Genomic DNA, 12,605 nt, shown 5'->3' with positions numbered 1-12,605 from the left:
GGTCCTTCTCCTTAACCTAATATCGATGCCAGGCGCGCCGCGACATCGCTTTGCGCCAGCGTTTCCTGGTCGCCCGTGGCCAAATTCTTCATCACCACCTGTTGGGCGGCGACTTCGTCCTCACCGAGCACCAGGGCCAGGCGCGCGCCCCATTTGTCGGCCCGGCCGAACTGCTTCTTAAAATTACCGCCGCCGTAATTGGTCATTAACCGCAGGTCGGGCAAGGCGTCGCGGATTTGCTCCGCCAGCGCCATTGCCGCGCCCTGGGTCTCATTGCCGGAGGAAATGAGGTAGACATCCACCACCGCCCTGGGCTTGAACTGCGGGTTCGCTTCCCGCACCAGCAGCACCAGGCGCTCCAGCCCCATGGCAAACCCTACCGCCGGCGTGGCGCGCCCGCCCAGTTGCTCGACCAGCCCGTCGTAACGGCCGCCGGCGCAGACGGTGCCCTGCGCGCCAAGGCTGGTGGTGACCCATTCAAAAACGGTACGGTTATAATAATCCAGGCCGCGCACTAAACGCGGATTAACCGTATATGGGATACCGGCCCGCGCTAAAAGTTCACACAGGCCGTCAAAGTGTTCGCGCGACTCGTCGTCAAGGTAGTCGGTCAAGACCGGCGCATCGTTCAGCAAGGCCTGGATGCCGGCATTTTTGGAGTCAAGTACGCGCAGCGGATTGGTATGCATGCGCCGGCGGCAATCATCGTCCAGCGCCTCCTCATGCTGCTCGAGGAAAGCCACCAGCGCCTCGCGATACCGCGCGCGCGCGTCCAGCGAGCCGATGGAATTCAGTTCCAGCGCCACATGTCCGTCGATGCCCAGCGCCCGCCACCAGCGCGCGGTCAGCAAAATCAGCTCCGCATCGACATCCGGCCCCGCCAGGCCGAACACCTCGACGCCCAGCTGATGGAACTGGCGATAGCGGCCTTTTTGCGGGCGCTCATAGCGGAACATCGGGCCAATATACCACAACCGCTGTTCCTGGTTGTACAGCAAGCCGTGTTCAATCCCCGCGCGCACGCAGCCCGCCGTGCCTTCCGGGCGCAGCGTCAGGCTTTCGCCGTTGCGATCCTCGAAGGTGTACATCTCTTTTTCCACGACATCGGTTACCTCGCCGATGGCGCGCTTGAACAAGGGCGTCTGCTCAACGATGGGCAGGCGAATTTCGCTATAACCGTAACCGGCCAGGACGTTCTTAAGCGTGCCTTCAATGCGCTGCCAGACAGCCGTATCTTCCGGCAAATAGTCGTTCATGCCGCGAATGGCCTGGATGTTCTTTGCCATGTCGATTCTCTTCGGGTTTTGAGTTACTTATCAATCAAATTAACGGTAATGCGATTGCTTTCATCAAGCATTGCCGCCTTAGCGCGAATTTTAGCCTCGAGCTGATCTATCATCTGCTCGTTATCAAAACGATCCCGCTGGCGCACGCCGTCTTCATAGAAACCGCTTTTATTATGGCCGCCGGTAACGCCGATGGTCGAGACCAGGGCTTCGCCCGGACCGTTAACCACGCAGCCGATAATCGAGATGTCCATCGGCGTGACAATGTCCTCGAGGCGCTGTTCGAGGGCGTTGACGGTGCCGATGACATCAAACTCCTGCCGCGAGCAGGTCGGGCAGGCGATAAAATTGATGCCGCGCGCGCGGATGCGCAGGGACTTGAGGATATCGAATCCCACCTTCACTTCCTCAACCGGGTCGGCCGCCAGCGAGATACGCAGGGTGTCGCCGATGCCCTCGCTCAGCAGCATCCCCAGGCCGATGGCGGATTTCACCGAGCCGCTGCGCATGCCGCCCGCTTCGGTAATGCCCAGATGCAGGGGCTGCCCGATGCGCGCGGCCAGCAAGCGGTAGGACTGCACCGCCAGGAAAACGTCGGACGCCTTGACGCTGACCTTAAACTGGTCAAAATTCAGTTTTTCCAGGATATCCACATGGCGCATGGCCGATTCCAGCAGGGCCTCGGGCGTGGGTTCGCCATACTTTTCCTGGATATCCCGTTCCAGCGAGCCGGCGTTGACGCCGATGCGGATCGGGATGTTTTTATCGCGGGCGCAGTCCACCACTGCGCGGATGCGCGCCTCGCTGCCGATATTGCCGGGGTTGATGCGCAGGCAATCGACGCCGTACTCCGCCACTTTCAGCGCGATGCGGTAATCAAAATGGATATCGGCCACCAGGGGAACATTGACCTGCTGCTTGATAAGCCGGAAAGCCTCCGCCGCATCCATGGTGGGTACGGAAACGCGCACGATATCGACGCCCACGCGCTCAAGCGCCTGGATTTGTTTCACCGTCGCCGCCACGTCGGTGGTGCGGGTATTGGTCATCGACTGCACGGCAATAGGCGCGCCGTCGCCGATGGGCACGTTGCCTACGTTAATCCGGGTCGATTTGCGGCGGTTAATGGGTGCTTTATTATGCATTATGTTCTCTCCATAATTGCCGAACAGAAGCTTAGTTAGCCGCTATTGTAAATCGGGCAACCTGGTTTGACCTGACATAACGGCTAAGATCAACCGGCTTGCCCTGGAACTCAATCTGTACCGCGGCCGGCGCGCCGATTTTCAATTTATAGGGGGCCTGACCCGCCAGGTTAAGCTTGCCGCCGCTGCGCTGGGTGCCGCTGAACAGCTTCTTGCCGCTGGCATCCGAGACTTCGAGCCAGCAATCCGCGGTAAAATTCATCACCAGTCCGCCGCCGGCGGTGGTGTCGGACGGTGCCGGCGCGGGCTGTGATTCAGCCGGGGTGGGCGTGGGGGCGGAGCTTGCCGCGCTGTTGGGGGCCGGCACGGCCGCGCCCTGGGGCGTGGCGGGCTGGGGCGTTGCTGGCTGCGCCGCGGCGGGCGACTGGGCTAGCGGCACCGAATGCGCTTCGCTCTCCGCAGGCTGGTCGGCGGGGGGTTGCCCCACCTCGTCGGTGGACGTATTGTCGCCGCCGTTCTGGGCGGCGGCGGTATTATCGCTATCCGCCCCCGTCGCGAGCCGGTTGGAGGACTGATCGGCCATATCGGTAATATCCTGCTGCTGCGCCTGGTGATTTTGCCACCACCACGCACCGGTCAGGCCGATGACCACGAATAAAATCAGCCAGGTGAACCCCATCAGCCAGCCGTCCCGCTTTTTGCGGGTTTTCCCGAGGGAAAAACTCTGCATCGGAGCAACCTTCGAGGCCCGGATCGGCGCCTGTTTCGCCATCATCGGCAGGAGTTCTTCCTCAGAGACATGGACCAATCGGGCATAGGAGCGGATGTAGCCGCGTAAAAAGGTCGAAGCCAGGTTGGGGTTGGCTTTATCCTCTTCTATTTCCCTGACGGTAGTGACCTTCAGGCACAGGCGTTCCGCCACGGCCTGCTGGCTCAAACCCATTTGTTCACGGGCCTGACGCAGGCGTCCGCCTGTCGTCGTCGGTACTGCTTGATCTTGGAGGGCTTCAGTATTCATTAGCTAGGAACTGCTGGTACTGTTTAGATTGTGGAAAACTTCGCGCAAGCCGTGCGCCATAACGTTGTACGTCATTCTGGCGTCCCGCTAACGCAGCGAAACGAATCTGTAACCATAAACTTTCAGCGCTTGCCGGAAGAATATGCTGATAAACATCCAATAATAGTTGTGCTTTGTCGCCTTTCCCTTCACTGAATTGCCGGTCTGCTTCCGCCAGCAAAGGCACGCCTTTCTCCGGATCGTATTTTAGCGCGCGGCTGAGCAACGTCCGCGCCTCTTCTTTTTGGCCGGCCTTATAAAAGCAATAACCGGCGTTTTCCAGGCTGTCGGCAACCAGACCATAATCCGCCGCTTGCGCCGCGGCGGCAAACTGTTGTTGCGCCGGTACATACTGCCCTAAACTACATAAAAACGCACCGTAATTATTCAGAACAGTGGCGTTTTGCGGCGCCAGTTTCAGCGCCAGCCGGTAACGGCTGTCAGCGGCGTCGTTTTCACCGACCCGCTGCTCATAAAGCGCCATGCCCAGCTGCGTACGGTAATCGTCCGGCGCCGCTTTAACCGCCTTGGCGAGATTTTGCCGCGCCGCGTCAAGGTTATTGGCGGCCAGGTACTCCATGCCCAGCTGCAAACGCGTTTGCGCGGACTGGGCGGAAACATCGGTCGGCGGTTTTTCGCCGGCGCATCCATTCAATAAGGCAATAACCACTACTGCTGCTATCCCACTTAACCGCGTCAGCGTCATGCTTGTTCCCTTTATCCTGTTCTGTGAGCGTCCATGCCGTTAATCAAGGCGCGCGGACTCAATCCCGATGCCGTTTCCCGGCGTCAAACCGCCTTGACGTCGATCGGCTGGCCCGCCATACGCTTGCGCAGCGTTCTTTTGGTGCGATCGATGACGTCGCCGGCCAGTTGGCCGCAGGCGGCGTCTATATCGTCGCCCCGGGTCTTACGCACGATCGTGGTAAAACCATATTCCATTAATACTTTTGAAAACCGATCGATGCGGCTGTTGGAACTACGGCCGTAGGGCGCCCCGGGGAAGGGATTCCAGGGGATCAGGTTGATCTTGCACGGCGTGTCTTTCAGGCATTCCGCCAGCTGGTGGGCATGTTCAGTGCCGTCGTTGATATGATCCAGCATGACGTATTCCACCGTGACCCGTCCCTGGTTGGCATTGGATTTATCCAGGTAACGCCGCACCGAGCCGAGGAACGTTTCGATATTGTACTTTTTATTAATCGGCACGATTTCATCACGGATGGCATCGGTGGGCGCGTGCAGGGAAATAGCCAGCGCCACGTCAATCATTTCACCGAGCTTATCCAACGCCGGCACCACGCCCGAGGTCGACAGCGTCACCCGGCGCTTGGACAGGCCGAAGCCAAAATCGTCCATCATGATTTCCATCGCCGGCACCACATTGTTGAGGTTCAGCAGCGGTTCGCCCATGCCCATCATCACCACGTTGGTGATCGGACGCTGGCCGGTGACGCCGACGGCGCCGATAATCCTGGCGGCGCGCCATACCTGGCCGATAATTTCCGATACGCGCAGGTTGCGGTTGAACCCCTGCTGGCCCGTGGAGCAGAAAGTGCATTGCAGCGCGCAGCCCACCTGCGACGACACGCACAGGGTGGCGCGATCGTCTTCCGGGATATAGACCGTTTCCACCTGCTGGTCGCCGACCTTGATGGCCCATTTGATGGTGCCGTCGGTGGAGCGCTGCTCGGTCGCCACTTCGGGCGCGCGGATTTCGGTCAGCTCTTTTAACCTGGCGCGCAGATGTTTGTTGATGTCGGTCATCTGGTCGAAATCATCGCAGCAATAGTGATACATCCACTTCATCACCTGATCGGCGCGAAAGGGTTTTTCACCCAGGCCGGCGAAGAATTCCCGCATCTGCTGGCGGTTCATGTCCAGCAGGTTCAGTTTTTGATGGGCGGACGCGCCAGCCGGTGGCGCCGATGCGGGCGCGTCGGACAAGGCGTCCGAGACTGCCGCGGTGATAAGTTGTTCTGACATAATGTAGAAATGCCTCGTTATTACACGTTATGGCGTGGAAAAGATAAAAAAAGCCCCGGAGAGAGTGCGGACTAACTCCTCGTCAACTCCTGATCCGGGGCGCATTGGAAATAGATTTTAGCGCAGAGCCGCGCGGCTTAAAAGCATAAGCCCGGCTTTTTTATCGATAATGCGCGACGCTTAGCGTGTGCGCGGGCAGATTTCGTCATCACTGAAGAAATAAGCAATTTCCCGTGCGGCGGATTCCGCCGAGTCGGAACCATGCACCGCGTTTTCGGTAAAGCTGTCTGCGTAGTCGGCGCGCAGGGTGCCGGCCAGGGCGTTGGCCGGGTTGGTGGCGCCCATGATGTCGCGGTGGCGGTGCACGGCGTTTTCACTTTCCAGTACCTGGACCATAACCGGTCCGGAGATCATAAAACCCACCAGTCCATCAAAGAAGGGTTTGCCCTGGTGCTCGGCGTAAAAACCTTCAGCCTGTTCGCGGGTAAGGTGCAACATTTTTGCTGCAACCAGAGTAAAACCGGCGCTTTCATAACGGTTAAAAATCGCGCCAATGGCATTCTTTGCCACCGCATTGGGTTTTAAGATGGATAAAGTACGTTCTATCGACATTATGACCTCTATGTTACACAGCAATGGAAGACCGGGTTAATCAGTTGTTATGCCGGCCTGTTTAAGTGGCGCAGATTATAGGGATCGGACAGCCGCTTGCCTACCAGAAATGCAACATTCCATTAAAAAAAATGCAGCTTATTCCCTACTTTTCAAGGGGCTATTCTATTTTCCATAAATAAAAAATAAATTCTAGCGTAATTTTCATCCAACCGGCGAGATTGTCCCGCCGGGACGCCGCCGGGGGCTAAGTGCTTGAGGCCGACGCAATTTATGCGCAGGACGTTAACATTATCATCGGGACGAAAACGCGTCCTATCCGTCATTTTCCGCGTTTAGGCCGTGCAAAGCCGGTTTCGGCGCCGGCGTGCGGATAACGGCGGCGGCCAGCGCCGTCTTCCTCTTGTCCGGCGCGGAAAAATCGCTGACAATGCCGGTTATCTTACCGCTGCGCGGCGGGCGCCTCTGCGCCCGCCGGGCCGTTACCGGAGAGCCCGCATGAATTCATCCCTGTTTGTTGCCCCAGACTGGCTGGCCGAGCGCCTGGACGATCCCGAGGTAAGGGTTATCGATGCCCGTATGCTGCCGCCAGGCTACCAGGGGCCGCGCGACCTTTATCAGGAGTATCTCGACGGACATTTGCCGGGGGCGGTTTTTTTTGATGTGGAAGCCCTCTCGGACAACGCCAGCCCCCTGCCCCATATGCTGCCGCGCCCGGAGGATTTTGCCCGCGATATGGCGCAGTTGGGCATCAGCGATGACCAGCACCTGGTGATTTACGACGACGGCTCGCTGTTTTCCGCGCCCAGGGTATGGTGGATGCTGCGTATTGCCGGCGTCGGACAGGTGTCGTTGCTGGCGGGCGGACTGGCGGGGTGGCGGCAGGCCGGCCTGCCGCTGGCGCAGGGTCCGGTGCCCGCGGCGCCGGGCGTCTTTACGGGCCGGTTTGCCGCGGATAAAGTCCGGGATATCGCCCAGATGCGGCGCCTCATCGCCGGACGGTCGGCGCAGATTGTCGATGCCCGCCCCGCCGCCCGCTTCAGCGGACAGGCGCCTGAACCGCGTCCCGGCCTGCGCATGGGCCATATCCCCGGCAGCGTCAATGTGCCCTGGAGCACGCTGGTGGCGGACGGGCGGTTAAAATCCGCTGACGCGCTGCGGGCGCTGTTCGCCGATGCGGGGGTGGATTTGCGCCGGCCGCTGGTGGCCAGCTGCGGGTCCGGTGTTACCGCCGCGGTGGTGGTGCTGGCGCTGACGGCCCTGGGGGTGGAGGATGTGGCGCTGTACGACGGGTCCTGGAGCGAATGGGGCGGTCGGGACGATGTCCCCGTCGCCGGCTGAGTTGGCGTGACGTCCGAAACGGGCATGGCGGGCAGGGAGAATAACGCGTAGCGCGCCGGCAGTGTTTTGCCGTCACAGGCGGCGTCCCCGGCGCGGGGACGCGATGTCAATGTTTGCCGCTGTCGCGCACGGTACGCAGCCAACTGCCCCATTTGCGCTCGTAAAACGGCGTAATATGATGGATAAAGTAGTGGCTGATGCCCGGTTCATCCTGTCCGACCAGGCAGATATCCACCGGCTCCTCGTCCGGCGCGGTATCGGTGGCAACCCGTCCCACCGCCTGGATGGTCGCTTCCTCATCGCCCTCGCACTCCAGCCCAATCAGCCAGTGCGGCTTCTCCTGCGGGGAGTCCTGCACCTGGACGACAAACGCCCGGCGCACCTGCTTGATATCCGCGAATAGCCGGGTGAGCGAGTCGATCATCTGCGCGGGTTTTTCCGCCGGATCGCTTAGCGTAATACGCATTTCACCCTCCAGGATCTCCCGCTCGGTCAAGGCGTCGCCTTCATTCATCATCAGGGCGGTAATTTCATCCGGCCCGAAGGCTTTGCCGTACGGCAGCTTCGGGTTCAGGAACAGCTCCGCACCGGCGGTCATGGCAAATAGGGTGCGGGCGGGCAGCGCCAGGAACGGCTGGGTCTGGCTCACGGCCTGTTGCAGCGCGTCAAGTGAGGTAAAAAAAGGAATGGCGGTGGTGCCGTCCGGTTTTTCCCAGTGCTGCAAATTGACCGGCTGTTCCCCGTCGTGGCGGGCGGCGCCGGCAATCCAGCCGTCCCCCGCGTCGCCGAGGACATACACCGTGGATTCCAGCAACAGGCTGAAAAAGGCCGGACGATGGGCCGGCTCGTTGGCCGCCAGCGCCAGCGCCTGTTCCAGCGCATTATCGAGGGATGCTTTCATGACGTATTTCCTGCAATCACGTCCCGGCCGCCGGCAGGGTCACCGCACGGCGGCCAGGGAAAACCAAGGCGACAGCATAACCGGCCTCAGGGCCGCCGGTGTGCCGCCAAATGCCCTATTATTCCGCCGCCTGGGCCAGCAACAGGTTGGCCAGGGTGCGGACGCCCAGTCCGGTGGCGCCGGCCGACCACTGGTCCACGGCGCTCTTGCGATAGGTCGCGGAACAGTCGATATGCAGCCAGCCCTGACGGTAGTTTTCGACAAAGTGCGACAGGAACGCCGCGGCGGTGCTGGCGCCGGCGCTATGCGCCGCGCCCGCCACGTTGCTCAGGTCGGCGAAATTGGACGGCAGCTGCGCGCGATGGAACTCCGCCAGCGGCAGGCGCCAGAACGGTTCGTTTTCCGCCGCCGCGCTCTCCAGCAACGATTGGGCCAGGACATCGTCGAAGCTGAACAAGGCGTGGAAATCATTGCCCAGCGCGGTCTTGGCGGCGCCGGTCAGCGTGGCGCAGTCGATGATAATGCGCGGTTTTTTCGCCGACGCGTCGATCAGACCGTCCGCCAGCACCAGCCGCCCCTCGGCGTCGGTATTCATCACCTCGACGCTCTTACCGTTACGATAGCGGATGATATCGCCTAACTTGAAGGCGTTGCCGCTGACCATATTATCGGCGCAGCACAGATAAAGACGCACGCGCTGTTTCAGGCCGCGGGCGATGGCCAGCGCCAGCGCGCCGGTCACCGTGGCCGCCCCGCCCATATCGGACTTCATCGAATCCATAAAGCTGCTGCCTTTCAGGCTATAGCCGCCGGTATCGAAGGTAATGCCTTTCCCCACCATGCAGGCCAGCACCGGCGCGTCGGGATTGCCGCCCGGGTTATAGTCCAGCGACAGCAGCACCGGCTGGCGATCGGAACCGCGGCCGACGGTATGCAAGCCCATATAGTTTTTGTCGCGCAAATCCTCGGCCTTGGTGATCTTATAGCTGATGTCGTCGCAGGCGACGGAGCACATGATATCCACCGCGCGCTGCGCCAGTTGTTCCGGCCCCAGCTCTTCCGCCGGGGTATTAATGGTGTGGCGTACCCAGTCGATGATCTTCAGCCGGTTATCCAGCTCCAGCCTGGCCGCGGCGTCAAGCTCGGGCCAGGATACCTCGCGCAGTCCCTTCGGCCCGCGATAGCCTTGCCAAAAGGACCAGCAGCCCTCGAGGTCCCAGAGTTCGCCGTCGAGGCGCACATGCCTGACGCCCTGCCCGTCGATTTTGCGCGCCGCGCGCTGGATCGCCGCCAGACGGTTTTCGCCCGTCAGGTGGATGGTCATGCCGCGATCGTTCACGCTCAGCAGCGCTTTTTCGCCCCAGCGGGCGTCGGCGGGGGTGGTTGCCAGCATCACCGGCATCGCTTCGGTTGTCATAACCAGGCTCCTAGAGTTTTTATGTTTAATCCCATGCCGTGCGTATCCCGCGCGGTGACGGTTAATCGTGATTTGACAGGATATTACCTGAAAGGGCGGACGTTATCACCGGCCAGGATGACCAGCCGGGATGACAAGGAGATGACAGGAGCCGCTTAGCGGCGGACCCAGTCGGCGCCGCTGCGCTGCGCGCCCTGTTTGTACATGCCCCACTGCGGCGAAAGCTCACGCAGGCGGCCGATGGCCTGATGCACCACCTGGATGGCGTAGTCGATCTCTTCCGCGGTGGTATAACGCCCGAGTGAAAAACGAATGGAGCTGTGGGCCAGCTCGTCTTCCACGCCCAGGGCGCGTAGCACGTAGGACGGCTCCAGGCTGGCGGACGTGCAGGCGGACCCGGACGACACCGCCAGATCCTTTAACGCCATGATAAGCGATTCGCCATCCACGTAGTTAAAACCGACGTTAAGAATATTTGGCGCGCCCTGCGCCAGGTCGCCATTGAGATAGATTTCCTCGATATCCTTCAGCCCTTGCCACAGGTGGTCGCGCAGAGCCCGCAGGCGAGGCGTTTCGGTAGCCATTTCTTCTTTGGCGATGCGGTAGGCCTCGCCCATGCCGACAATCTGGTGCACCGGCAACGTGCCGGAACGCATGCCGCGCTCATGGCCGCCGCCATGCATCTGGGCGTCAATGCGTACCCGCGGCTTACGGCAAACATACAGCGCGCCGATGCCTTTCGGCCCATAAATTTTATGGCCGGAAAAAGACATCAGATCAACGTGCAGTTGGCTGAGATCGATAGGCAGCTTGCCGACGCTCTGGGTGGCGTCCACATGCAGCAGTATGCCGCGGCTGCGGCACAGCTCGCCGAGCGCGGCGATATCCTGTATCACGCCGATTTCGTTGTTGACGTGCATGATGGACACCAGGATGGTGTCGGCGCGCATGGCGTCCTGCACCTGTTGCAGCAGAATAATACCGTTGCGCTGCGGCGCCAGGTAAGTGACCTCGAAACCCTCGCGCTCAAGCTCGGCGCAGGTATCAAGCACGGCTTTGTGTTCGGTTTGACTGGTGATGATATGGCGGCCTTTCCCTTGGTGAAAGGTGGCCGCGCCTTTGATCGCCAGGTTATCGGATTCTGTCGCGCCGGAGGTAAACACGATTTCGCGCGGGTCGGCGCCCACCAGCTCGGCTATCTGGTTGCGCGCAATGTCCACCGCTTCTTCGGCCTGCCAGCCAAAACGGTGCGAGCGGGAAGCGGGATTGCCGAAAGTACCGTCCATGGTGAGATACTGCATCATTTTTTCAGCCACACGCGGATCGGCTGGCGTGGTGGCGGAATAATCCAGGTAGATCGGTAGTTTCATTGCTCATATGCCCCTGAAACACTGCGTATATCGCAGCCGTCGTATTTCTGCTTATGCGCGCAGATTAACGTTAATGGTTTCCTGTATACGTCCGTTGGCGGTAGCGGTGCGGCGGATATCGTTGTTTTGCCGATCGGCCACGTCCAGGACTTCTTCGTTGTTGACCAGTTCGGCCAGAGAGATATTATTGAGGAAATCACTGATGCGCACGCTGAGATCGCGCCACAGGGTGTGGGTCAGGCAGCGTTCGCCGTTTTGACAGGCTTCTTTTCCCTGGCAACGGGTGGCGTCGACGGATTCATCGACCGCGGTGATAATGGCGCCGACGGCAATCTGATCCGCCGCCTTGCCCAACAGATAACCGCCGCCCGGTCCGCGCACGCTGGCCACCAGCTCATGCTTGCGCAAGCGGGAAAACAGCTGTTCGAGATAAGAGAGGGAAATGCCCTGGCGTTCGGAAATTTCAGCGAGGGGAACTGGCCCCTCGTTGGAATGCAGCGCAACGTCGAGCATGGCGGTAACCGCATAACGGCCTTTGGATGTCAGTCTCATAATGGTGGTCCCGGTGGGTGAAATATCGTAAAAGTCTGCCATTCCTGACTAATTTAGTCAACTATTTAACCAACCGTTTTACTCAAGTATTCCCGTCCGATATCACAGTGTCCCGTCATGAGACCTATGCTGTTGCTCGATGGAGGTCAGGATGCCGCGCAGTATATGCAGCTCCTGGCTTTCCGGCCGGGCGCGGGCAAACAGGCGGCGCAGCTTGTTCATCACCTGCCCCGGATGCGCCTTGCGGATAAAACCGGTCTGGTCCAGCACCTGCTCCAGATGCTGGTAAAACCGTTCCAGCTCATCCACCAGCGGGTAAGGCGACGGTTCGTGGTTTTCCGGCACGCCGGCCTGCTGGCGCTCGAGAAAGGCAATGCGCACCTCATAGGCCAGGATCTGCACCGCCATCGCCAGGTTTAAGGAACTGTACTCCGGATTGGCCGGGATCTGCACATGAAAATGGCATTTTTGCAGTTCGTCGTTGGTCAGGCCGACGCGTTCGCGGCCAAACAGCAGCGCCACGGGCGCATGCTCGCCTTCCTGCACGCATTTCACGCCGCATTCGCGCGGCTCCAGCATCGGCCAGGGCAAGGTGCGCGAGCGGGCGCTGGTGCCGACTACCAGGCTGCAGCCGGCCAGGGCCTCGTCCAGGGTATCGACGAGGGTGGCGTTGCCGATGATGTCGCTGGCGCCGGCCGACAGGGCAATGGCCTGCGAATCGGGTTTCGTCAGCGGATTGACCAGATACAGGTTGCTTAATCCCATGGTTTTCATGGCCCGGGCGGCGGAACCGATATTGCCGGTGTGGGAAGTTTCAACCAGGACGACGCGGATATTGTGCAGCATAGACTTTCAAGGCAAAGGAATTATGGTCAATAGTTTATCACAGCCGTAGGCATATTGCTGGCGCTCTGCTATAATCTGCGCCGTTTTAGTTC

At 60.2% G+C, this 12,605-nt stretch carries 12 protein-coding genes; 1 reads left to right on the top strand and 11 read right to left on the bottom strand.

All coding sequences use genetic code 11. The features are described from left to right. Positions 1 to 11: 11 nt before the first annotated feature. The 6 genes from hisS to ndk form a co-directional block, all read right to left on the bottom strand. The gene (hisS, locus tag ABUK12_RS23075) at positions 12 to 1,286 is read right to left on the bottom strand and encodes a histidine--tRNA ligase (protein ID WP_410014009.1); all 1,275 of its coding nucleotides are present in this window, start codon (positions 1,284 to 1,286) and stop codon (positions 12 to 14) included. A gap of 23 nt (positions 1,287 to 1,309) precedes the next feature. Then, the gene (gene ispG / locus ABUK12_RS23070; RefSeq protein ID WP_410014008.1) at positions 1,310 to 2,431 is read right to left on the bottom strand and encodes a flavodoxin-dependent (E)-4-hydroxy-3-methylbut-2-enyl-diphosphate synthase; all 1,122 of its coding nucleotides are present in this window, start codon (positions 2,429 to 2,431) and stop codon (positions 1,310 to 1,312) included. Between the two features lie 31 nt (positions 2,432 to 2,462). Then, positions 2,463 to 3,449 carry a cytoskeleton protein RodZ gene (gene rodZ, locus ABUK12_RS23065; RefSeq protein ID WP_410014007.1) on the bottom strand — a complete coding sequence of 329 codons (987 nt, stop codon included), beginning with the start codon at positions 3,447 to 3,449 and terminating at the stop codon, positions 2,463 to 2,465. Further along, complete coding sequence (gene pilW / locus ABUK12_RS23060) at positions 3,439 to 4,194, bottom strand: type IV pilus biogenesis/stability protein PilW (RefSeq protein ID WP_410014006.1); 756 nt, start codon at positions 4,192 to 4,194, stop codon at positions 3,439 to 3,441. Before pilW ends, rodZ begins: the two co-directional genes overlap by 11 nt. 83 nt (positions 4,195 to 4,277) lie before the next feature. Continuing rightward, positions 4,278 to 5,474 carry a bifunctional tRNA (adenosine(37)-C2)-methyltransferase TrmG/ribosomal RNA large subunit methyltransferase RlmN gene (locus ABUK12_RS23055; RefSeq protein WP_410014005.1) on the bottom strand — a complete coding sequence of 399 codons (1,197 nt, stop codon included), beginning with the start codon at positions 5,472 to 5,474 and terminating at the stop codon, positions 4,278 to 4,280. Positions 5,475 to 5,654: 180 nt separating this feature from the next. Further along, positions 5,655 to 6,086, bottom strand: a complete 432-nt coding sequence (gene ndk / locus ABUK12_RS23050) for a nucleoside-diphosphate kinase (protein ID WP_331122459.1) — start codon at positions 6,084 to 6,086, stop codon at positions 5,655 to 5,657. Between the two features lie 498 nt (positions 6,087 to 6,584). On the opposite strand from ndk, the gene sseA reads away from it, so the two are divergent. After that, positions 6,585 to 7,427 carry a 3-mercaptopyruvate sulfurtransferase gene (gene sseA / locus ABUK12_RS23045; protein WP_410014004.1) on the top strand — a complete coding sequence of 281 codons (843 nt, stop codon included), beginning with the start codon at positions 6,585 to 6,587 and terminating at the stop codon, positions 7,425 to 7,427. 106 nt (positions 7,428 to 7,533) lie between these two features. On the opposite strand, the gene sseB is transcribed toward sseA, so the two are convergent. The 5 genes from sseB to trmJ form a co-directional block, all read right to left on the bottom strand. Further along, on the bottom strand, positions 7,534 to 8,328 hold the full coding sequence (gene sseB, locus ABUK12_RS23040; protein ID WP_410014003.1) for an enhanced serine sensitivity protein SseB: 795 nt from the start codon (positions 8,326 to 8,328) through the stop codon (positions 7,534 to 7,536). 118 nt (positions 8,329 to 8,446) lie between these two features. Then, positions 8,447 to 9,745, bottom strand: a complete 1,299-nt coding sequence (gene pepB / locus ABUK12_RS23035; RefSeq protein ID WP_410014002.1) for an aminopeptidase PepB — start codon at positions 9,743 to 9,745, stop codon at positions 8,447 to 8,449. 155 nt (positions 9,746 to 9,900) lie between these two features. After that, positions 9,901 to 11,115, bottom strand: coding sequence for an IscS subfamily cysteine desulfurase (locus tag ABUK12_RS23030; RefSeq protein ID WP_410014001.1), 1,215 nt, complete (start codon positions 11,113 to 11,115; stop codon positions 9,901 to 9,903). 51 nt (positions 11,116 to 11,166) lie between these two features. Next, the gene (gene iscR, locus ABUK12_RS23025; protein ID WP_410014000.1) at positions 11,167 to 11,667 is read right to left on the bottom strand and encodes a Fe-S cluster assembly transcriptional regulator IscR; all 501 of its coding nucleotides are present in this window, start codon (positions 11,665 to 11,667) and stop codon (positions 11,167 to 11,169) included. 102 nt (positions 11,668 to 11,769) lie between these two features. After that, positions 11,770 to 12,513, bottom strand: a complete 744-nt coding sequence (gene trmJ, locus ABUK12_RS23020) for a tRNA (cytosine(32)/uridine(32)-2'-O)-methyltransferase TrmJ (RefSeq protein ID WP_410013999.1) — start codon at positions 12,511 to 12,513, stop codon at positions 11,770 to 11,772. Between the last annotated feature and the right edge of the window lie 92 nt (positions 12,514 to 12,605).

This window comes from Sodalis sp. C49 (genome assembly GCF_046352915.1).
Classification (GTDB): domain Bacteria; phylum Pseudomonadota; class Gammaproteobacteria; order Enterobacterales; family Enterobacteriaceae; genus Acerihabitans.
This window is presented reverse-complemented; position numbering and strand designations above follow the sequence as displayed.

What these genes read in the sequence shown, in the direction of transcription:
- hisS (WP_410014009.1), bottom strand. Translation starts at nt 1,286, where the DNA reads ATGGCAAAGAACATCCAGGCCATTCGCGGCATGAACGACTATTTGCCG.
- ispG (WP_410014008.1), bottom strand. Translation starts at nt 2,431, where the DNA reads ATGCATAATAAAGCACCCATTAACCGCCGCAAATCGACCCGGATTAAC.
- rodZ (WP_410014007.1), bottom strand. Translation starts at nt 3,449, where the DNA reads ATGAATACTGAAGCCCTCCAAGATCAAGCAGTACCGACGACGACAGGC.
- pilW (WP_410014006.1), bottom strand. Translation starts at nt 4,194, where the DNA reads ATGACGCTGACGCGGTTAAGTGGGATAGCAGCAGTAGTGGTTATTGCC.
- ABUK12_RS23055 (WP_410014005.1), bottom strand. Translation starts at nt 5,474, where the DNA reads ATGTCAGAACAACTTATCACCGCGGCAGTCTCGGACGCCTTGTCCGAC.
- ndk (WP_331122459.1), bottom strand. Translation starts at nt 6,086, where the DNA reads ATGTCGATAGAACGTACTTTATCCATCTTAAAACCCAATGCGGTGGCA.
- sseA (WP_410014004.1), top strand. Translation starts at nt 6,585, where the DNA reads ATGAATTCATCCCTGTTTGTTGCCCCAGACTGGCTGGCCGAGCGCCTG.
- sseB (WP_410014003.1), bottom strand. Translation starts at nt 8,328, where the DNA reads ATGAAAGCATCCCTCGATAATGCGCTGGAACAGGCGCTGGCGCTGGCG.
- pepB (WP_410014002.1), bottom strand. Translation starts at nt 9,745, where the DNA reads ATGACAACCGAAGCGATGCCGGTGATGCTGGCAACCACCCCCGCCGAC.
- ABUK12_RS23030 (WP_410014001.1), bottom strand. Translation starts at nt 11,115, where the DNA reads ATGAAACTACCGATCTACCTGGATTATTCCGCCACCACGCCAGCCGAT.
- iscR (WP_410014000.1), bottom strand. Translation starts at nt 11,667, where the DNA reads ATGAGACTGACATCCAAAGGCCGTTATGCGGTTACCGCCATGCTCGAC.
- trmJ (WP_410013999.1), bottom strand. Translation starts at nt 12,513, where the DNA reads ATGCTGCACAATATCCGCGTCGTCCTGGTTGAAACTTCCCACACCGGC.